Annotated in this window: 19 protein-coding genes and 1 tRNA gene; 11 read left to right on the top strand and 9 right to left on the bottom strand. The window is 49.4% G+C overall.

What is annotated here, in order from left to right; translation table 11 throughout:
- The first annotated feature begins 64 nt into the window (after positions 1 to 64).
- On the top strand, positions 65 to 784 hold the full coding sequence (locus F7P81_RS01045; protein WP_151158114.1) for a glutathione S-transferase family protein: 720 nt from the start codon (positions 65 to 67) through the stop codon (positions 782 to 784).
- A 52-nt stretch (positions 785 to 836) separates the two neighbouring features.
- Here the strand turns inward: F7P81_RS01045 and F7P81_RS01040 are convergent, their stop codons facing one another.
- The gene (locus F7P81_RS01040; RefSeq protein ID WP_022712258.1) at positions 837 to 1,181 is read right to left on the bottom strand and encodes a DUF2147 domain-containing protein; all 345 of its coding nucleotides are present in this window, start codon (positions 1,179 to 1,181) and stop codon (positions 837 to 839) included.
- Positions 1,182 to 1,581: 400 nt separating this feature from the next.
- Between F7P81_RS01040 and F7P81_RS01035 the strand changes: the two genes are divergently transcribed.
- The gene (locus tag F7P81_RS01035; protein ID WP_022712257.1) at positions 1,582 to 1,842 is read left to right on the top strand and encodes an SEL1-like repeat protein; all 261 of its coding nucleotides are present in this window, start codon (positions 1,582 to 1,584) and stop codon (positions 1,840 to 1,842) included.
- A 20-nt stretch (positions 1,843 to 1,862) separates the two neighbouring features.
- On the opposite strand, the gene F7P81_RS01030 is transcribed toward F7P81_RS01035, so the two are convergent.
- On the bottom strand, positions 1,863 to 2,513 hold the full coding sequence (locus tag F7P81_RS01030; RefSeq protein ID WP_151158112.1) for a YitT family protein: 651 nt from the start codon (positions 2,511 to 2,513) through the stop codon (positions 1,863 to 1,865).
- A gap of 519 nt (positions 2,514 to 3,032) precedes the next feature.
- Between F7P81_RS01030 and F7P81_RS01025 the strand changes: the two genes are divergently transcribed.
- Positions 3,033 to 3,695, top strand: a complete 663-nt coding sequence (locus tag F7P81_RS01025) for an antifreeze protein (protein WP_151158110.1) — start codon at positions 3,033 to 3,035, stop codon at positions 3,693 to 3,695.
- 115 nt (positions 3,696 to 3,810) lie between these two features.
- Here F7P81_RS01025 and F7P81_RS01020 read toward each other — a convergent pair whose 3' ends face one another.
- Together F7P81_RS01020 and F7P81_RS01015 are read right to left on the bottom strand one after the other, a co-directional pair.
- Positions 3,811 to 4,554, bottom strand: a complete 744-nt coding sequence (locus F7P81_RS01020; protein WP_151158108.1) for a hypothetical protein — start codon at positions 4,552 to 4,554, stop codon at positions 3,811 to 3,813.
- Between the two features lie 354 nt (positions 4,555 to 4,908).
- The gene (locus F7P81_RS01015) at positions 4,909 to 5,979 is read right to left on the bottom strand and encodes a porin (RefSeq protein WP_151158106.1); all 1,071 of its coding nucleotides are present in this window, start codon (positions 5,977 to 5,979) and stop codon (positions 4,909 to 4,911) included.
- Positions 5,980 to 6,617: 638 nt separating this feature from the next.
- Here F7P81_RS01015 and F7P81_RS01010 point away from each other — a divergent pair.
- Positions 6,618 to 6,707, top strand: a tRNA-Ser gene (locus F7P81_RS01010).
- A 193-nt stretch (positions 6,708 to 6,900) separates the two neighbouring features.
- On the opposite strand, the gene F7P81_RS17315 is transcribed toward F7P81_RS01010, so the two are convergent.
- Positions 6,901 to 7,521: a hypothetical protein gene (locus F7P81_RS17315; protein WP_484573183.1), complete on the bottom strand. Its 621-nt coding sequence runs from the start codon at positions 7,519 to 7,521 to the stop codon at positions 6,901 to 6,903.
- Between the two features lie 273 nt (positions 7,522 to 7,794).
- Positions 7,795 to 7,983, bottom strand: coding sequence for a hypothetical protein (locus tag F7P81_RS17310; RefSeq protein WP_445482791.1), 189 nt, complete (start codon positions 7,981 to 7,983; stop codon positions 7,795 to 7,797).
- A gap of 361 nt (positions 7,984 to 8,344) precedes the next feature.
- Between F7P81_RS17310 and F7P81_RS01000 the strand changes: the two genes are divergently transcribed.
- Together F7P81_RS01000 and F7P81_RS00995 are read left to right on the top strand one after the other, a co-directional pair.
- A complete protein-coding gene (locus tag F7P81_RS01000; RefSeq protein WP_028233875.1) occupies positions 8,345 to 9,271 on the top strand; it encodes a tyrosine-type recombinase/integrase in 927 nt (308 codons plus the stop codon).
- Between the two features lie 303 nt (positions 9,272 to 9,574).
- On the top strand, positions 9,575 to 9,934 hold the full coding sequence (locus F7P81_RS00995; RefSeq protein ID WP_245293560.1) for a DUF423 domain-containing protein: 360 nt from the start codon (positions 9,575 to 9,577) through the stop codon (positions 9,932 to 9,934).
- A gap of 134 nt (positions 9,935 to 10,068) precedes the next feature.
- Here F7P81_RS00995 and F7P81_RS00990 read toward each other — a convergent pair whose 3' ends face one another.
- The gene (locus F7P81_RS00990; RefSeq protein ID WP_151158102.1) at positions 10,069 to 12,117 is read right to left on the bottom strand and encodes a lytic transglycosylase domain-containing protein; all 2,049 of its coding nucleotides are present in this window, start codon (positions 12,115 to 12,117) and stop codon (positions 10,069 to 10,071) included.
- Between the two features lie 937 nt (positions 12,118 to 13,054).
- On the opposite strand from F7P81_RS00990, the gene dapA reads away from it, so the two are divergent.
- Both dapA and smpB read left to right on the top strand, forming a co-directional pair.
- The gene (gene dapA, locus F7P81_RS00985; RefSeq protein WP_022711956.1) at positions 13,055 to 13,939 is read left to right on the top strand and encodes a 4-hydroxy-tetrahydrodipicolinate synthase; all 885 of its coding nucleotides are present in this window, start codon (positions 13,055 to 13,057) and stop codon (positions 13,937 to 13,939) included.
- A 234-nt stretch (positions 13,940 to 14,173) separates the two neighbouring features.
- Positions 14,174 to 14,650 (top strand): SsrA-binding protein SmpB, encoded by a 477-nt coding sequence (gene smpB / locus F7P81_RS00980; RefSeq protein WP_121992884.1) that lies wholly within the window; start codon positions 14,174 to 14,176, stop codon positions 14,648 to 14,650.
- A gap of 48 nt (positions 14,651 to 14,698) precedes the next feature.
- On the opposite strand, the gene F7P81_RS00975 is transcribed toward smpB, so the two are convergent.
- Both F7P81_RS00975 and F7P81_RS00970 read right to left on the bottom strand, forming a co-directional pair.
- Positions 14,699 to 15,403, bottom strand: coding sequence for a uracil-DNA glycosylase (locus F7P81_RS00975; RefSeq protein ID WP_151158100.1), 705 nt, complete (start codon positions 15,401 to 15,403; stop codon positions 14,699 to 14,701).
- Between the two features lie 16 nt (positions 15,404 to 15,419).
- Positions 15,420 to 15,992: a LabA-like NYN domain-containing protein gene (locus tag F7P81_RS00970; protein WP_022711959.1), complete on the bottom strand. Its 573-nt coding sequence runs from the start codon at positions 15,990 to 15,992 to the stop codon at positions 15,420 to 15,422.
- 486 nt (positions 15,993 to 16,478) lie between these two features.
- Between F7P81_RS00970 and rpoZ the strand changes: the two genes are divergently transcribed.
- From rpoZ to pyrE, 3 genes are all read left to right on the top strand, one after another.
- Positions 16,479 to 16,880, top strand: coding sequence for a DNA-directed RNA polymerase subunit omega (rpoZ, locus tag F7P81_RS00965; RefSeq protein ID WP_022711960.1), 402 nt, complete (start codon positions 16,479 to 16,481; stop codon positions 16,878 to 16,880).
- 414 nt (positions 16,881 to 17,294) lie between these two features.
- Positions 17,295 to 19,529 (top strand): RelA/SpoT family protein, encoded by a 2,235-nt coding sequence (locus F7P81_RS00960; protein WP_022711961.1) that lies wholly within the window; start codon positions 17,295 to 17,297, stop codon positions 19,527 to 19,529.
- A gap of 17 nt (positions 19,530 to 19,546) precedes the next feature.
- A complete protein-coding gene (gene pyrE, locus F7P81_RS00955) occupies positions 19,547 to 20,125 on the top strand; it encodes an orotate phosphoribosyltransferase (protein WP_022711962.1) in 579 nt (192 codons plus the stop codon).
- Positions 20,126 to 20,224 lie beyond the last annotated feature (99 nt).

Below are 20,224 nucleotides of genomic sequence, written 5' to 3'. Positions count from 1 at the left end.
AAAGTGTTGGAGCGCGTTTTGTACGCCGATGGGTGTACGGCGCTCTAGTCAGGAGCTGATCTCTATGAGTGCCGAGCCTAAAACCCAGACGAAGCCGATTGAACTTTATTACTGGCCGACACCGAACGGCTGGAAGATCAGCATCATGCTGGAGGAACTGGGTGTTCCTTATGAAGTGAAATATGTGAATATCGGTAAAGGCGATCAGTTCGAGCCGTCATTTCTGAAAATCGCACCGAATAACCGTATGCCTGCGATTATTGATCCGGAGGGGCCGGATGGCCAGCCGATTTCGGTTTTTGAATCCGGCGCTATTCTGCAATATCTGGGGCGTAAATTCGGTAAATTCTATCCGGCGGATGAACGCAAGCGCGTCGCCGTTGACGAATGGCTGATGTGGCAGATGGGCGGGCTTGGACCAATGTCCGGTCAGGCAGGACATTTCCGCGTCTATGCACCGGAAAAAGTCGAATATGGTATCAACCGTTATACGAATGAAGTGAACCGGCTTTACGGCGTACTGAACCGCCAGCTTGAAGGTCGCGATTACATTGCCGGTGATTATTCCATTGCGGATATGGCCTGTGTGGGCTGGATCAGTGCCTATAAAAACTACGATCAGAAACTGGAAGATTTTCCGAATCTGAAGCGCTGGTATGAGGCTGTCACAGCCCGTGCTGCGGTGCAGCGCGGTATGGAGTTGGGCAAGCTTGAGCGTGAGAAGAGCAATCTTGCGACGGATAAATCAGCGCAGAGCGTTTTGTTTAATCAGAAAGCGCGCTGACTATAAAACAAAGCGTTGCGCGATCATCATCCGCAACGCTTTTTCATTTGTCTTACTGGCGAGCCAGTTTTTCGGTCTTGCAGATCAGTCCGCCTGCCACACAACCGGCCAGCGATAATGTACTGCCGCTGACACTGGCTTTACCGGAATAGGTCTTGCCTTCGTCAAGCTTATTGACGGTGCCTTTATAGCTGCCGTCTTTACCGCTCATTTTGCCGATGGATTTGCCTTTATATTCACCGTTGAGCACGGTGCCGCAATAATCCTCACCGCCGCAGCTTTTATATTCAATGATAGTGCCGGATGTACGTTTCCACGTACCGACAATCGGTTCCGCTGCCAGAGCAGGGCCGAATGATAGTGTCAGGGCTGTCATTGCAAACAAGATTTTCTTCATCAGTTCCTCCCGAAGATGCGTAATATGTGATGGCATATTGTTTACGCTCACGTAAACGTAATCCAAAGAATGACACTTGAAAAGAGCCGATTTTGTGTTGTGGCAATCGCACCGCTTTTACACATCGTAACCAGCTGATGTGATTATTGGTTAGCGGCAGGTTTAAATTTTCTTGCGCATAAAAACCGTGATTTTTGCAGAAGTCCCGCAAAACCGGCAGAGTTATTCTTAATGAATTCTGATATTTACCCATTGTTGGGATTTTGTTGATTGGCCGTTAAGGATGGTATTTAACGGCGGTTTCAACTCTTTCCGTCATCTTGTTCATAACAACAGCAGAGATCTGCACGGGCTTTCCGGCTCTAAGCGGACCGCAGTTTAACAGGACAGGATGAGAACAATGTTTGCACGTTTCAGCGCGAAGTCAGAGAATAATATTAATGCCATGCAAGCCGAAATGCTGTTTGAAACCGGCATGATGTATTATGCAGGGCGTGATTGCGTGGCAGACCGTATCGAAGCCTATAAATGGTTCAATATTGCAGCCATCCGCGGTGATGACCGCGCTCTGCCGATGCGCAGTAAATTGTCAGAAATGATGAGCAAGCCGGAGCTGGTGCGTGCCCTGCGTGAGGCACGCGAATGGATGGCGCGTCACTGATCCCGCCATCCGACTTCTCTTTAACTTGTGGCCAGATACCGGCCGGGCTTGTGGTTGATTGCAATAATAACATTCATAACCACAGCGCCGATCAGCGAAATTGCAACCTGTTGCGGGGACAGGTAAAACAGCGATACAGCCATCAGAACCAGATCCAGAGTAAGCTGCGACCAGCCGGCGCGGATATTGTAATTATCCTGCAGATAGAGAGCCAGAATATTGATGCCGCCGACACCGGCACGGTGGCGGAACAGGGCAAGCACGCCCATTCCCATCAAAGTGCCGCCCATAAAAGCTGCAAAAACCGGCTGCAGGTTGGAGAAATCCACCCACATCGGGAACAGGCGGGTAAAGAGCGACATCAGCGCCACCGCCACAAAGGTGCGAATTGTAAACCGCCAGCCCATGCGCTTGATAGCCAGATAATAAAAAGGCAGGTTGATCAGGAAAAATACCAGAGCAAACTGCCAGTTGGTTGCATAATGCACGAGAAGAGCCACACCGGCTGTGCTGCCGGTCATTAGTTTGGCTTGCGCATAAAGGGTAAGTCCGAGGCTTACAAAGCTGGTGCCGATCAGCATCGCCACAACATCTTCATAGAAGCGGTGTCTCTCGGTCACAGATATTGGTGATAGAGCCGGAATCGCATCCGGAGTTGTGACTTCAACCATGAAAAAGACCCTGCAACATGCTGCTGCGGCGTAATTTAAACGTCGGACAGGATATTGTTTAAAAGAAAACTGAAAAGCAGCAGAACCTTCATTGATCTCTGCCACTGGCATTATTTAGCCGATAACCGGCATAAAATCAGCGGTGAGAAAATTGTTATTTTAAGCGTGGCAATAGCGATTTATGAGCAAAATCCGGCTTTTTATATGCCAATAATTGCGCGAAAATTTTGCTTGAGCGCTGGTGGGGTGGCGAAGGGGAATATGTATAAGCCAAGTTAAAAAGGCTGATCTACAGCGTTTTACTGCCCTGAAATGCATCTGACTTATAAAATATTGCACCTCAGGATATTATAAAAATGCTATGTTTGAGAGCTATAATATAAACAATCACGATGTTGTCTCACAGCGCGTCAACTCTTTTCAGAATTTGTGAAAAGGTTTTGCGTGCGGAATATTATACGATATTGACAGAAAAACGCTTTAGGCACAGTGTTTTAAAACCTAATCAGGAGAACAGAGATGAAAATTCAAACTCTCAGCCGCCTTGGCGGCGCAGCATTGCTGACAGGAATGGCCGTCTTTGTGCTGTCTTCACCGGCAAGTGCGCTGACAATGGCAGAATGCAGCACGAAATATCAGGCTGCAAAAGATGCCGGCACGCTCGGTACTATGAAATGGAATGATTTCCGTAAAGCACAGTGCGGTACTGACGCAGCTGCAACTCCGGCACCTGCGGCTCCGGCCAAACCGGCAACAACTGCTGCAAAGCCTGCCAAACAGGCGGCGCCTGCTGCTGACAGCGCAGATGCTACCAAAGGTCTGACAATGCAGCAGTGTTCTGCAAAATATAAAGCAGCTCAGGAAACAGGTTTGGCGACCGATCTGAAATGGAATGCTTTCCGTAAAGTTGAATGTGGTCCGGGTGCTGATCCTGAAAAAGTAACATCCGTATCAACAAAAGAGCCGGCAGCTCCGACTGTTGCTGCGCCAAGCGGTGTTAAATTCCCGTCTGCAGTTTCTGCAAAATATGCGAATGAAACTGAAGGCAAGCAGCGTATGAAAACCTGTCTGGATCAGTATTACGCCAATAAGAGCGCGAATTCTCTGAATGGTCTGCGTTGGATCCAGAAGGGCGGCGGTTATTACAGCCTTTGCAATGCACGTCTGAAGGGCAATTCCTGATCTATTTATCAGGCCTAGACTATGAAAATAAAAAGGCCCGCCTCAGTTTTGAGGCGGGCCTTTTATTTTAAGATTGTGATCTGTGCTGAATTCAATGCACCTGCCAAAACCTGCTTCAGGCTTTTTCAGTTTTCTTTGTGGGTTTGGCTTTGGCTTTTGCCACGGCGGGTTTTGTTGCTTTTTTAACCGCGCGCTTTGGCGCTTCTGTCGCGGCCGCAGCTTTGCTCATCAGTTTCTTAGCTTGAGCAGTCCAGTTTTCCCGTTCAGCACGTCCGGCAAAACCGGTGGTGCGGTTCAGCCATGTGATCTGATCCGCATTCAGATCGGTAAGCTGGTCGTAATGGAAAATACCGGCATTATATAATTTAGCCTGAATTGCGTTACCTATACCGGTAATCTGGGTCAAATCATCAGCTTTATCCTGTCGCGGTTTTTTCAGGCGCTCCGGTTCGGAAGGGGCTGGCGGTGCCGGCGTTTCTGCTGCCGGTGAGGGCGCTGCAACTGCTTCGGCAGGGTTTGTTTCCGCAGCTTTAGACGCAATATGAATAACAGGGCTATGAGCAGGGCCGACCGGCTCCGCATCCGGTACAATCTTTTGCGTGGCTTTTGTGGTTTCTGTTGCAGCCGGTGTTTTAATGACTGGCTGTGCCGCACGCTCATGTTTGGATGGGCTTGCCTTCACCGGTGCTGCGGGAGCCGGTTTTTTCTCAGGCTCTTTGCTTTTGGGCGTCACTGCTGTTGCAGGCGGGATAATGCTTGCTGCCGGTTGCTTTGCCTTTGCCGTCGTAAGCTTGCTGTAAATTAAGCCGAGGAGAAATACGATTACACCGATCAGGGCGATCCAGAGTAAAAAATCCATATAATTCTCCTTGTGAAACGTGTCGGGCAGGGCAGGTGAATGCGATGCATTCTGACTCATCCTGATCAGCCTGCTGATTATCATTGGCTGTTTTAAAGCAGGGCAGAGGATAAGTGTGCTGTAAAATATAGCAGATCGCCGCCGTCTGCAAAATGCCACGCATTATAAAGCGTGGGGATAAAGACCAGACATATAAATACCGCTTGTTATTTAAAGTCAGTTTTAGAGCATGTTGCGCAAAAGCGGATGCCGGTTTTCCGATAGTGATACGCACTGGAATGCACAAAACAGAAAACCCGGCAGCGTGAGCTGCCGGGTCTCTGTAACCTTACGGTCTGTTCTAAGTCGTAAAACTTAGAAAGAACGCTGGAAGCGGATCATACCACCCCAAGCATCTTCGCCGCGAACAGCTGTAGCATACTTGTCGGTGTCTTTCCACTTGGTGTAGGAAACTTCAGGAGTAATTGTGAAGCCTGGAACCAGCTGGTAAGCTACGTTTGCAGTGTAAGCCTGTTTGCCGAAATCTTCGTAAGCAGCCTGCAGGTTGAAAGTAGCTTTGTCGGTTGCCTTGTACTTCAGACCACCCCAGACAGCCCAATCGCCGCCCCAGTTGCCGTACATGCCAACAGCTTCTTCGTAAGAAGCGTAACCGCCCTGTACCCATACGGAGAATACGTCAGTTACGTTTACGTCGAGGCGAACTTTACCAGCCCACTCTTCGATTTCAGAGTCGTAAGCTGCAACACCAGCGATCGAACCCCAAGCCTGTTCGAACTTCAGACCACCAACAACGTGTGGCATGTAGTCGTCGATTACGCCGTCATAAACGTTGCCGTTGATGTCGGTGAATGCGTCAACGCGTTCGCCCTGTTCGGCGGAGATGATTGCCGAGAAGCCGTTACCACCGGTGAAGGTGTAGCTGATCAGGTTTGTGTCATATGCACCTGGCGATACAACGTCATCGTTGATTACGTCGCCGAGGTAACCTGTGAAGGTGTGGAATGCGGATTCATCTTTACCGATGCGCAGACCGCCCAGTTCGATGTAAGCGTATTTCAGCTTGTCCTGTTTGAAGTCGCCGTCGCCGAATTCAAAACGGTTTTCGGTGAAGGTCTTCAGTGTGCCGAGTTCGGTTTCAGTCGCTGTGTGTGTACGCAGTGTGAAACGGGTGTTGGTGGACCATGTCTTACGGTCACGACCGGAATACACATCGTCGCCGCCTTTGAAGTCAGCGCGAACATAACCGGAAATACGCAGGCAGGTTTCTGTGCCTGGAATGTAGAAGTAGCCAGCGCCGTAAGCGTCGCAAACGCGTACATATTCAACAGCTTCTGGTTCTGGTGCAACGATGGCGTCGGCAGCCTGAGCGCCGGTTGCTGCAACGAGAGCGGCAGCGGAGCCGAGAAGAAGGCTCTTAATGTTCATTTCTGACCTCCAGTCAAAGTTTTAAATGGGTCTGGGCATTTTGTTTTGGCTGAAGGACAACCTGTCCCCATCCCCTTGGATGAAAAAGTCGCTACCGAAGCGCTCCTTCTTCTGCCCTCAAGATACTCGTGCTCAGTTTCGTTGCAACACTGAAAACGCATAACTAGGGGGTAAGATGTTGCTATCGACATATCGTGTTGCAGAAAAGACACGAAACACCCCCTAGGTACCGGATTTTATTTATGTTTTGTTTATATTTATTAAAATAAATTAACGAAAAATTGCCGCTTTTGCGGGGTTTTCAGATGTTTCCACAGGCTGAAACAGTGTTGCGCGCCAGAGAAGACCTGAATTGAGCCGCCCGGTTTCATCCTCTTATAGACGTAATATTGGCAGGTGATTTGCCCTGTTCGTGCCCGTGAATCAGTTGTGGCACATCAAGTGCTTTGATTCTGTGATTTTGATTCCGTTTTAGGTGTCTAAAAGCAGGCTTCTCTTTATAGAGGGGCATAAACTGCGGAAAACTATCGGAATTTAATGCCTTTTTTGAAATCATCCTGTTGATGGATAAGATTTTTTGGCTCCGGATGCGTAAAGTGCTTGAACTCATGATTATTACCGGCTATTGCGCCTTTACCGGAGAGGTGGCCGAGTGGTCGAAGGCGCTCCCCTGCTAAGGGAGTATACCCGGAAGGGTATCGTGGGTTCGAATCCCATCCTCTCCGCCATTGTTTCATATAAAACCGATTTTCACGCAGCTGGCAGAATTCATTCTTGCCGGTTTTTTTGTATTTTACGCGCTTTTTATCCCGCGGTTTTGATAACCAATTTTAGGGCTTTAAAAATAAAAGATTCCATTAGTTTTTGTAACACATTGAAAATATTTGAATTTTTATGATTGCGTATGTTTCTGACTGGAGGTCAGAAATGAACATTAAGAGCCTTCTTCTCGGCTCCGCTGCAGCTCTCGTTGCAGTATCCGGCGCTCAGGCTGCCGACGCCATCGTTGCACCAGAACCAGAAGCAGTAGAATATGTACGCGTTTGCGACGCTTACGGCGCTGGCTACTTCTACATTCCAGGCACAGAAACCTGCCTGCGCATCTCCGGTTATGTTCGTATGCAGGCTGCTGCAGGCCGCGACGCTTATTCCGGTGAAAAATTCGGTTATGACGCTAAAGAGTGGAATGACCAGACCGGTGATTGGGAAAACAGACATCAGGATACCTATGATATCTATTCCCGTTTCACACTGCGTACACACACAGCGACTGAAACTGAACTCGGTACTCTGAAAACCTTCACTGAAAACCGTTTCAACTTCTCGAACGGTGGCCAGGGTAGCCATACTCTGAATTTTGCATACATGCAGCTCGGTGGCCTGCGTATCGGTCTCGATGAATCCGCATTCCACACCTTCACAGGTTACCTCGGCGACGTAATTAACGATGACGTGGTTGATGCCGGTAAATACCGTACAAACCTGATCAGCTACACCTTCGCTGGTGGTAACGGCTTCTCGGCGATCGTATCGCTTGAGCAGGGTGGCGGTACTGAGACTGTTGCATATGTTGATCCAACTGGCGGTGTTTCAGTATTCAACTACAGCAACCGTATCGACAGCTATATGCCACACGTTGTTGGTGGTCTGAAGTTTGAACAGGCTTGGGGTTCGATCGCCGGTGCTGTTGGCTATGACTCCAACCTCGAAGAGTGGGCCGGTAAGGTTCGCCTCGATGTAAACGTAACAGACCAGTTCTCCGTATGGGTACAGGGCGGTTATTCTTCTTATGAAGAAAACATCGGTATGTACGGTTCATGGGGCGGCGATTGGGCTGTCTGGGGTGGTGCGAAGTTCAAAGCAACTGAAAAAGCTACCTTTAACCTGCAGGCTGCTTACGAAGATTGGGGCAAAACAGCTATTGCTGCAAACGTATCTTACCAGCTGGTTCCAGGTTTCACCATTACTCCAGAACTTACCTATACTTCTTGGAAAAATGGTCACCCTCTGCGTGAAGCAGGCGTTGTTCCTAACAAAGACGCTTTCGGTGGTACAATCCGCTTCCAGCGTTCTTTCTAAGCCATTGGTTTAGTTCGAAAAAAGATACCAGCGGTTATGCCGCTGGTATTTTCGTCTCAAATGGGGCGTTCAAGCGGGGACCATCTTTAACGAGATGCGCTTATACAAATACCAGATGTAAATTTTTGTATTGATGGGGCGGACTAAGACTTTTCGAGGGGGCATATCAGAAACTCAACCAGAGTGGTTTTATCATGCTGACCTCACAAAAATGTTACTCAGACTTGTTTTATAAAGTTTCTGCCTATAAAGCTCCAAGTCGATCAAACGGCTGGGGGGCCTTATGATGGAGCTGAATCGGGACATTTCTTTCGAAAATTCTGAGAATTTTACGCCTGTAATGGGTTATAATCTCAGTTTTACGTCATCCAATACAAAAACACATCGCATTGTGAATCAGTATTCAGTTACTGATTTATCCGAGCGCTATCTCAATATTTTATGGGACGACGGGTCTCATAAATATAATGTGAGATTATTTCTCGGTGAAATTAATGAGATTCTGAAGGGGGAGCGTTTCAGCGGCTTTAGTCAGGAAATGCTCGACAGAATTATCGGTTCCCTGCGTGAACGCAATAACAGCAATGCAACCATTAATAGAAAAATGGCTGCACTCAGCAAGTTGTTGCGAAAGGCGTATAAGATGGGGGACATCTTTAGCCTGCCGGAATTCATTCGTCAGAAAGAGCGGGCAGGGCGAATTCGTTTTCTTGAACTTGAAGAAGAGGCACGTCTTTTCGCTGCGATTAAAGCACGTTGCGAAAACAGCTATCGGCTGGCCGTGTTTCTGGTTGATACCGGTTGCCGTCTTGGTGAGGCAATCGGCCTGACGTGGAATGATTTACACGATCCGCGTGTCACTTTCTGGCTAACCAAGTCGAACCGGAGCCGTACTGTTCCCTTGACCAAACGTGCCAGAAAAACCTGTAAAATACCGGTTGAACGCCATAAAGGGCCGTTTTCTATGCTGACGCAGGTCGAATTCCGCGCAGTGTGGAATGATGCCAAATATGAAGTCGGCCTTGGTACAGATACACAGGTTGTTCCGCATATTCTGCGCCATACTTGTGCATCACGTTTGGTTCGCGGCGGTATTGATATTCGCCGTGTGCAGATGTGGCTTGGTCACCAGACATTGCAGATGACAATGCGTTATGCCCATCTTGCCACCAATGATCTGGATAGCTGCGTAAAGGTGCTGGAAGTTCGCTAAAGATTTCAACGAATTCACGCTGCTTCCTGTAGTCTCGGTGTTGCTGATTGGGGCAACAGCAGTGTGAAGTGTTCAGAAATCCGGTGCGGTGTCCGGATTTGACAGAATATGTATAGCGGCTTTGAGGAGGGTTCGTATCCGGTAATCGTGCGCACTGCATGATTTGCTCTAAACTGTTATAGAAGCTTGCTTTCTTGAGTAAGAACGCGTTTTGGTGCGGACTTTTTGACAGCAGCCATTGATTAAAGCTGTGCTTATCTGCATTGATGGCGGGCAGATAATCAATTTACAGGATTTATGAAGATGACTGCTGGCGTTGAACGTCTGTTTCTGTTTTTCTCCGGTTTATCCGGTGCTGCTGCAATGACAAGCTATGCAGCATCTGCACACGGCAATCATGCGTTTTTAGGAGTTGTAGCGCCGATTCTGTTGGGGCATGCAGCTGCTTTTTTGGGTTTTTCTTTTTTAAGTGCACGCAGTCGCGCCATTTACTGGGCAGGCATTCTGGTGCTGCTCGGTCTTGTTTTATTCGCGGGTGATTTGATCTTGCGTGATCTGACAGGCAACAGATTATTTGCCATGGCCGCGCCGACAGGGGGCACATTGATGATTGGCGGATGGCTGATGACGGCTCTGTGCGCATTCATTCCTTCAAAAAAATAATATCATCACAGTCATTTTTCCCGAAAACCTTGGAAAATAAGATATCTCGGACGGGAGAAAGACTGGATTTTCCATACAAAAAGCCGCGCTGTCAGCTGACTGCGCGGCTTTTTTGATTGTTATAGCCGGAAATTTTATCCGCGCCGACCACTTATCAAATCCTGCTGAATATTGGCATTGCCATAGAGACGGGATTTATAGACGGCGTAATTCTCCATCACCCGCTGCACATAGTTGCGGGTTTCTGTGTATGGAATACGCTCAATCCAATCGACAACCTGATCGAGATTCTGCCCGCGCGGATCACCATATTTGGCAATCCATTCACTGGCGCGTCTCGGGCCTGCATTATATCCGGCAAAAGTCAGGATATAGGAGCCGTTGAAACGCTCAATCTGTTCGCCGAGATAATGCGCACCCAAAGTGGCATTATAAGCGGCATCAGTGGTTAGGCGCTTGTCGGAATAAGCAAGACCTGCACGCTGGGCAACGCCTTTTGCCGTGCCCGGTAACAATTGCAGCAGGCCACGCGCACCGGCGCTGGAAACTGCTGAAATATTGAATTCACTTTCCTGACGGGCAATCGCATAGGCGAGGGCGGCGCCGGAGCCTTTAATATTCGCATTGGCCGGAATGGCACCTGTCGGATGCGACAATGCCCCGACATCGAGACCGCGACCGGCAGCGATCTTGCCGACGCGCAGTGACAGGTAATGATTGCTGTTGCGTTCAGCCATGACAGCGAGAAGCGCCAGTTCACCTGTGCTGCTCAGTTCCTGCGCCATATTGATGTACAGGCTCTGCGCGCGATTACCATAGCCGATGGATTCGAGACGGCGGATTGCACGAACCGGTTCGCGGCTGTCAAAACGTTCACGATCTGCGGCGCTTGGTTTCGGATAAGGCAGCTGCAGAACATTATTGCCAAGTTTGGCTGCTGCCAGCTGACCGTAGAACGATGTACCGTAATAGGATGCACGCTGATACATTTGCTTTGCATTGCCGCCACCACCGGATTCTGCGGCACGACCCATCCAGTAATAGGCGCGGGATGCAGACATCGGACGCGAGGAAATTTCAGCAATACGGCTAAAATGTTTTTGTGCGGTAGAGGCGTCATTCAAAGCACGCAGAGCATACCAGCCTGCATGGAATTCTGCATCTGCAGCCATAGTCGGTGTTTCAGCACTGTGAGCGGCGGCTAAGCGATATGCAATTTGCGGCTTACCGATATCCAGTAATTCACGGGATAAAACGCGGCGCTCAATCCACCAAGCATCCGGATCAACCAGTGATCTGGCATCACGCGGTGCCTTCAGCATCAGATTGGCAGCTTCCGTATAGCGCTCGGAGCGGCGCAGATACTGGATTTTTGCAAATAAGAACGCAGGATTTGACTGCCATGAACTATGAACAGCATTAAGCTTTTGTGCGGCATCCGGTGCACGTTTGTTCACGGCAGCAAAGGCGGCATAAAGCGATTCCGCATTGGCTGATGCGGCTAAACGCGATGCTGATGACAGACGGTTATCATACAACATGCGCAGAAAACGTGTCTGATGATCTTCTTTGATCAGAACGCCAGAAAATTCACGCAAAATCAGCGTTTCATCTTTTGTGTCAAGCTTGGCGCGTGCCCACCACGGCGCAAGCAACTGGCGTGCCTGTGCGCGGTTTCCGCTGGCAAGATAAGCGCGACCCAGCAGGATCATACCTTCGGTGGTCTGCGGTTTGCGGTTTCCGAGATAGGAAATCACGGTGCCGGCAGTGGCATTTTCACGGTAAAGTGCCCGTTCTGTGTTGCGCTGAACTGTGGTCATACCAGGCCAGTCACGCAGTTCCGCGGCGGCAGCAACATAGTCAGCACTCGACAAGCCGTCAGCACCGGACAGGGCCAGAGCCCATGTCAGGATATGGCGGTCGAGATCACTGGCGGACATACCATTGCGGATTGCCAGAGCACGGCGTGCATCTTTTGAAGACAGGGCATCCAGTGCGGTTTTCAGGCTGCCGCTCATGGCGGCCGGTGCCTGCGCACGTGGTATCGTGGCGGTGGTTGTCGGATCCGGCCGCATCATCGGCGCGGGCATATTGCGCATCGCTGTTGGTGCAAAAGGGCGCAGTAAAGGCGTTGGCACATTTTCAGCTTCCTGCGCACCGGCTGTCAGCACATTTCCTGCCATGCTTGCACTTAAAAGTGTAAGGGCTAAAAAAAACTGATCTGGTCGCTGTCCGAAAAGTGCAAATTTACGCATTACAAATCCGTTATAACCGTGTTGAAGCAAATTTAAGGCAGATTATTAAGATATCCGAGTGAAAACTGAGAGTTATAGAAATGTCGCTCTCAGTGGTCAGAGGTTCTGAATATGCTGTTGAATGCTGCCGGTCTTCTGTACTTCCAATTATAGGTCAGACCTGTGAAGGCAATGTTAATGAAGCCTTACCTGAAAGACGGGTTGATATCGTTTTTAATCATAAATTCATCGTGATTTGCGCCCCAATTTTGCCGGTATTGACTGTTGTTTCTCAGAAGAACGGGGATGAATTGCAAATCACTTGCTGACAGGTTTTCGTCATTATGTATAAAATATTTCGTCGGACTGACGAAATACGCGTTTATTTTTATCATAGCGATGAAATGCCTATGAATATGCGTAAATTTGCTTGATGCAGCAGTTTTGCAGGACTATGGTGCAGCACTTTTCACGAACAGGTGGTGGTGCCATCATTCTGTACGCGGCTGCGAGGCCTGTATGGATGGTCGTTCTATGGCATTTGTAGTGAATATAATAACATTCTTATAGGCTGTATATTAGAAACCATCATATATGCGGTTTGAAATTGCATACAGGCAGCGCAGGGCTTTTTTGATTTTGCAAAATCAAAAATTGCCGGAGATGCGGGGCTGATATTATCAGTCCGGATTTTCCTCTGCGTCACCTGATCTTCAATATTAGAGCGCGTGTGCCCGATCGGGTGCACAAAATTCGCTCTAACACTTTAAAATTAGAGCATACTATTCCGGGATTGCAAATCCGGCGTAATAAACTGCATTATCGGTCGATTTTTCGCTGATATGTAATTCATATTAAAACACAGGCAAACTTTTGGGAGTACCCGATGCTTAAGGGCTCAATCACGGCTATCGTCACACCTTTTACAGAGCAGGGTGGTTTTGACGAAAAAGCGTTCCGTGGCCTTGTAAACTGGCAGATCGAGGAGGGGACGCATGGCTTTGTACCGGTTGGTACAACTGGCGAAACTCCGACACTGTCCCATGATGAGCATAAACGGGTAATCGAGGTTTGCGTTGAAGAAGCGAAAGGCCGTGCGCAGGTTATAGCCGGCGCCGGTTCTAATAATACTGTTGAAGCCATTGAACTTGCCCAGCATGCGCAAGGTGCTGGTGCTGATGCTGTTCTGGTTGTGACACCTTATTATAATAAGCCAAATCAGCGCGGGCTTTATGCGCATTTTTCCGCTGTTGCCAAAGCGATTTCAATTCCGCTGGTGATCTATAATATTCCGGGACGCTCGATCATTGATATGACACCGGAAACAATGGGCGCTCTTGTGCGCGACCACAAAAATATTGTCGGCGTGAAAGATGCAACCGGCAAAATTGAACGTGTTTCCGAACAGCGCGCAACTTGCGGTACAGACTTCATTCAGCTGTCCGGCGAAGATGCCACGGCTCTGGGTTTCAACGCTCATGGCGGTCGCGGCTGTATTTCCGTAACATCCAATATTGCACCGCGTCTTTGCGCGCAGTTTCAGGAAGCCTGTCTGGCCGGTGATTATGCAACAGCACTGACAATTCAGGATCGTCTGATGCCGCTGCATAAAGCTTTGTTTATGGAGCCGAACCCTTCAGGCGTTAAGTATGCGCTGGCACGTACCGGACGCATTACCAATCATTTGCGCCTGCCTTTGATGCCTGTTGAGGCTGAAACCGCAGAGAAAATCGATGCAGCGCTGCGTCATGCAGGTCTGCTCAATCAGTAATTCTGCGCAATCGGCACAACTAAACAGTTTACGCTGTTTATTTTGCTGCAAATCATCTATCGCCTGCCGGTACATGAATATTGAACCGGCAGGCTTTTTTATATTCAGCTTGTTGCAGTTTAAGCCGGAAAATCTCTGGATTCTAAAGTGGTCGCATTATCACGGTCGTCAAGTTCATCCAACTTGACTGTGAAATGCTCTAGTAAAGTTGCGGATCAGATATATATTGCTGCCATGAATACGAAAAAAAATGCACCTGCACGCAAAGTCATCGCAGATAACCGCAAAGCGCGTTATAATTTCGAGATACTTGAAGTGATTGAAGCGGGCCTCGTTCTCTCGGGAACCGAGGTTAAATCTTTGCGCTCCAATCAGGCAAATATCGCTGAAAGCTATGCCAGCTTTGAGAATGATGCGTTCTGGCTGATTAATTCCTATATTCCTGAATATACGCAAGGCAATCGTTTCAATCATGATCCGCGGCGGTTGCGCAAATTACTGCTCAGCGAGAGAGAGATTGTGCGTCTGGCCAATTCCATCGCCCGCGACGGGATGACAGTTGTGCCGTTGAAACTCTATTTCAACGAGCGTGGCCGTGCGAAGCTCGAAATCGCTCTGGCACGCGGTAAGAAACTGCATGACAAGCGCGAGACGGAAAAGAACCGTGACTGGAATCGTGAAAAATCACGATTGCTCCGTGATCGCGGGTAATACCCGAAATATTAAAGCCCTGTCTCAGACAGGGCTTTTTTTATGAGCTCACTTCTGGGGATTATCGTTCAGATAATCGCGCACATTGCTGAATACATTACGGAACATGGCTTCCGTGAGAACACCGGTATTCGTGTTGTAGCGCGAGCAATGATAGCTGGAGAAAATGCGCAACTGTCCGATATCAGTTTGCGCGCCGTGGCCGAATTTATGTTTTGAGACCGGCTGGCCAAGGGCGCGGATTGTCGATTGATGGGCTATAGTGCCAAGCGTGACGATCGCCTGCAAGTTAGGCAGGCCGGTAATGAACGGCGTCAAAAACTGGCGGCAGGTATTGATCTCGGCGCCGGTCGGTTTGTTCTCCGGCGGCACGCAGCGAACAGCATTGACGATAGCGCAATTATTGAGCGTCAATGTATCATCAGGCCGCGCTTCAAAATTGCCCTGAGCGAAACCATAATCTTTCAATGTGGAATAAAGCAGGTCACCCGCATAATCACCGGTAAAGGGACGGCCGGTACGGTTGGCGCCGCGTAAGCCCGGTGCAAGGCCGATAATCAGCAGGCGTGCCCGTTCGGTAAAGGCGGGCAGGGTGGTGGTGCAAACCGCTGTTGCACTGTTCTGCGGATCTGTCGGCAGAAATGCAGGAACCGGAGCATTATGCCATGAGGGTTCATTGCCCCGCCAGACTTGAATAAAGTCGTGAAGGCGGGGGCAGAATGCGCAATCGCGGGATGGTTCCGGATACTGCAAAACAAGTCAGAAGAGCTTAGTACAGCTCTTCTTCCTCTTCAAAACGGCGAGCCGGACGTTCACTGGCTTCGCGGCTGATTTCAGACTTCAGGGTCACCAGATCAAGGAAATGGTCTGCCTGACGGCGCAGCTCATCGGAAATCATTGGCGGCTGTGTTGTGAGGGTTGAAACAACGCTCACTTTGCGGCCGCGACGCTGCAATGCTTCCACGAGGCAGCGGAAATCGCCGTCGCCGGAGAAGATTACAAAATGATCGACGGTTTCAGTCAGTTGCATGGCATCGACAGCAAGTTCGATATCCATATTGCCTTTTACCTTGCGGCGGCCGGTTGCATCAGTAAATTCTTTGGCAGCTTTGGTAATGACCTTGTAGCCATTATAATCAAGCCAGTCGATCAGGGGGCGGATGGATGAATATTCCTGATCTTCAACAAGTGCAGTATAGTAATAAGCACGCAGCAAGTAACCGCGCTTCTGAAAAGCTTTCAACAATTTGCGGTAATCAATATCAAAGCCAAGTGTCTTGGATGCAGCGTAAAGATTGGCGCCATCGATAAAAAGCGCGATTTTTTCGCGTGAATCAAACATTTTGATAATTATCCATTCTTCAGCAAATAATATTTTGCTGATTAATTGTCCGCACTTTTCAATTTTTAGTTTTGAAAAAAGCCTCTCCTAGTTTGCGTTCTAAGGCGCATCTACAGAAAGGCAAGCAATCACAGGTTGTTTTTATTGCCGTATTTGGAAAAGACAGGGAAAATGTGTGATTAAGATATCACAAATATCATATAAATGAAATCTATTCATTTGGGAGCAAGAGTATAAACGATTTAGAGGACTTTATTGCAGCTTTTTCAAAGCCCGCAGAACAGCGCGGATTTTAAAAGATCGGGAGCGATTCTGTGGGGTTTTATGACGGAAAAATGAAGTCTCAAGGCTATGAGAGCTGTGTTTGCGCACAGATATGGAAAATCAAAACCGCTCTATGTGCGCTTTTGCTTGTTTTTTGTGTCAAGTGGCGTTATGGAAATCGAGAATTCCTGAATTAATTTTGAGATATGAAAGGGGCGATCTATGGCCCGCGTTACCGTTGAGGATTGCGTTGACAAGGTAGACAACCGCTTTGAGCTGGTTCTGCTTGCCAGCCATCGTGCACGTCAGATCTCTCAGGGCGGTCAGATTACCATTGATCGCGACAACGATAAAAACCCGGTTGTTGCGTTGCGTGAAATCGCTGACGAGACCCTGTCACCGGGCGATCTGAAAGAAGACCTGATCCACTCGCTGCAGAAGCATGTGGAAATTGACGAACCGGAAGCACCGGCACCATTGCAGATCAGCGGCGCTCTGGACGAGTTGGGCGGCGAAGTTGTTGTCGGCGCAGAAGACATCGTGACATTCGACAGCATGAGCGAAGAAGATCTGCTTGCTGGTATCGAAGGTCTGGTTGCACCGGAAAAGAGCGACGATTACTGATTTTTGTTGAGGCGCTTTAAGCTGTTTCAACAGATATCCGGCATTGTTTTCAGACTGCCGGTGTCAGTAAAGACCGGATTATTAAAGCGCTGCAGATTATTCTGCGGCGCTTTATTTTGTGCGCATCAGGCTATTCGTTAGGCTAGAGCGCCGTGCGCCCCATTGGGCGCACAATGGTCGCTCTAACACTTAAAATTAAGAGCATAATTTTAACTTAAACTGCTTCAAGTTTAAGAAATTATGCTCTGGCCGTTAAAATGCCGCATGAAAAATGCCGGTAGATGCCGGATTATTATATGCTTTAAAACCTGTAGTGCTTTGTGCCGGTTGCGTTTTACAGTAAATTCCGGAGTCGTGACGCCGGTGTCGTTATGTATGATTTGTTTGATGCGCGGGTAAGAGGAGTGCAGGCTGATGATGCGCCAATATGAGCTGGTTGAGCGGGTGCAGCACTATAAGCCTGATGTGAATGAGGCGCTGCTGAATAAGGCTTATGTTTATGCGATGCAGAAACATGGCAGTCAGAAACGTGCGTCCGGCGATCCTTATTTTTCCCATCCGCTGGAAGTTGCGGCAATCCTCACAGACATGCGTCTTGATGAGGCAACCATTGCCATTGCGCTGCTGCATGACACAATTGAAGATACTGACGCGACCCGCGCTGAGATTGACCAGCTTTTCGGCCCTGAAATCGGCAAGCTGGTTGAAGGTCTGACCAAGCTTAAAAAACTCGATCTGGTTTCCAAAAAAGCCGTACAGGCGGAAAATCTGCGCAAACTTCTGCTGGCGATTTCCGACGATGTGCGCGTGTTGCTGGTGAAGCTGGCTGACCGTCTGCACAATATGCGCACCCTTGGCGTGATGCGCGAAGACAAACGTCTGCGCATTGCTGAAGAAACCATGGATATTTATGCGCCGCTGGCTGGCCGCATGGGTATGCAGGACATGCGCGAAGAGCTGGAAGAACTGGCCTTCCGTTATATCAATCCGGAAGCATGGCGTGCGGTGACTGACCGCCTTGCGGAACTGATGGAAAAGAACCGTGGTCTACTCAGCAAGATTGAGACAGATCTGGCAACGCTATTTGCCGAAAAAGGCCTGCATTCTGATGTTTCCAGCCGGCAGAAAAAGCCGTGGTCGGTTTTCCGTAAAATGGAAACCAAAGGCCTGTCTTTCGAGCAGCTTTCCGATATTTTCGGTTTCCGTGTCATCGTTGATAATGTTGATGATTGTTACAAGGCACTGGGGATTATTCACCGAACATGGTCGATGGTGCCGGGGCGTTTCAAAGATTATATTTCAACGCCGAAGCAGAATGATTACCGTTCGATCCACACCACAATTATCGGGCCGTCCCGTCAGCGCGTAGAGCTGCAAATCCGCACCCGTGCCATGGATGATGTGGCGGAATATGGTGTGGCTGCCCATTCGATTTATAAAGACGGCCGCAGCAATACGGTGCCAACCGCGATTTCAACGGAATCTAATGCTTATGCATGGCTGCGCCGTACGATTGAGGCGCTGTCCGAAGGTGATAATCCGGAAGAATTTCTCGAACATACCAAGCTGGAACTGTTTCAGGATCAGGTCTTCTGCTTCACGCCGAAAGGCCGCCTGATTGCATTGCCGCGCGGGGCAACACCGATTGATTTTGCCTATGCGGTGCATACGGATATTGGCGACTCCACCGTTGGCGTGAAGATCAATGGCCGCATGATGCCGCTGATGACCGAGCTTAAAAACGGCGACGAGGTGGATATTATCCGCTCCAAATCGCAGGTTCCGCCTGCGGCATGGGAATCCATTGTGGTTACCGGTAAAGCGCGCTCGGCAATTCGTCGTGCAACCCGTGCTGCCGTGCGCAAGCAATATTCCGGTCTGGGTATGCGTATTCTGGAACGGGCATTCGAACGCGGTAACAAGCCGTTCAGCAAGGATTTGCTCAAGCCTGCACTGGCACGGCTGGCACGCAAAGATATTGAAGATGTATTTGCCGCGGTTGGTCGCGGTGAGCTGGCTTCCGGCGATGTGCTGAAAGCGGTTTATCCGGATTATCAGGACACACGCGTGACAACGGGAAGTCCTGCGAAAACCGGCGAGAAGGGCTGGTTTAACCTGCAAAATGCTGCCGGTATGATCTTTAAGGTACCGGAGGGTGGTAGCACTGAGGATGTGCAGAAGCAGGCGGCAGCGCAAAATCATGCTGTGCCGATCCGCGGTGCGAATTCGGATTTGCCAGTGCGTTTTGCACCGGAAGGCGCTGTTCCGGGCGATCGTATTGTCGGGATTTTGCAGCCGGGTGTCGGCATCACGATCTATCCGATCCAGTCTTCTGCACTGACCGCCTATGATGACCAGCCGGAGCGCTGGATTGATGTGCGCTGGGATATCGACGGCGAAATGCATGAGCGTTTTCCTGCCCGTATCTCCGTCTCCGCCATTAATTCACCGGGCTCACTGGCAGAGATTGCACAGGTTATTTCGGTCAATGATACGAATATCCACAATCTTTCCATGGTGCGAACAGCGCCTGACTTTACAGAAATGATTATGGATCTTGAGGTTTGGGATCTCAAACATCTCAACCGCATTATTACGCAATTAAAAGAAAGCGCCTGTGTGAGCGATGCACAGCGCGTTAACGGATAAGAGGTAAGAGGTAGCTCATGAATACTGAAGATGTGCTGGGTGTGTTTCGTGAGGCAGGTGCCATTCTTGAAGGGCATTTTATTCTGACTTCCGGTCGCCGCAGCCCTGTTTTCCTGCAAAAAGCGCGGGTGTTCATGCATGCCGACAAGACGGAAAAACTGTGCAAAGCGCTGGCTGAAAAGATCAAAGCCGCTGATCTTGGCCCGATTGACTATGTGGTCGGCCCTGCAATCGGCGGTCTGATCCCGTCTTATGAAACCTCGCGCCATCTCGGCGTGCCGTCGATCTGGGTCGAGCGTGAAAATGGTGTTTTCAAACTGCGCCGTTTTGAACTGCCGGAAGGCTCCCGCGTTGTGATCGTGGAAGATATTGTGACCACCGGCCTTTCGATCCGCGAGACAATTGACACGCTGCGCGATTTGAAGGCGGAAGTTGTGGCTGCTGCCTGTATCGTTGATCGCTCGGCAGGTAAAGCCGATGTCGGCACCAAGCTGATCGCACTGGCTGAATATGAAGTGCCGTCCTATGATAAGGATAATCTGCCGCCGGAACTGGCAGCGCTTCCAGCCATCAAGCCGGGAAGCCGTAATATCTGAGCTGAACCATGACGCTCTGCTGATTTTCAAAGCGTTTTTTGACGCAGGGCGAGGCGGGATATGGAAATTTGCGAACATTCATGCCATGAGGAACATAGT

This window comes from Pseudochrobactrum saccharolyticum (genome assembly GCF_008801715.1).
Taxonomy (GTDB): Bacteria; Pseudomonadota; Alphaproteobacteria; order Rhizobiales; family Rhizobiaceae; genus Pseudochrobactrum; species Pseudochrobactrum saccharolyticum.
Note: the sequence above shows the minus strand (reverse complement) of the source record. Positions and strands in the feature narration are given on the sequence as shown.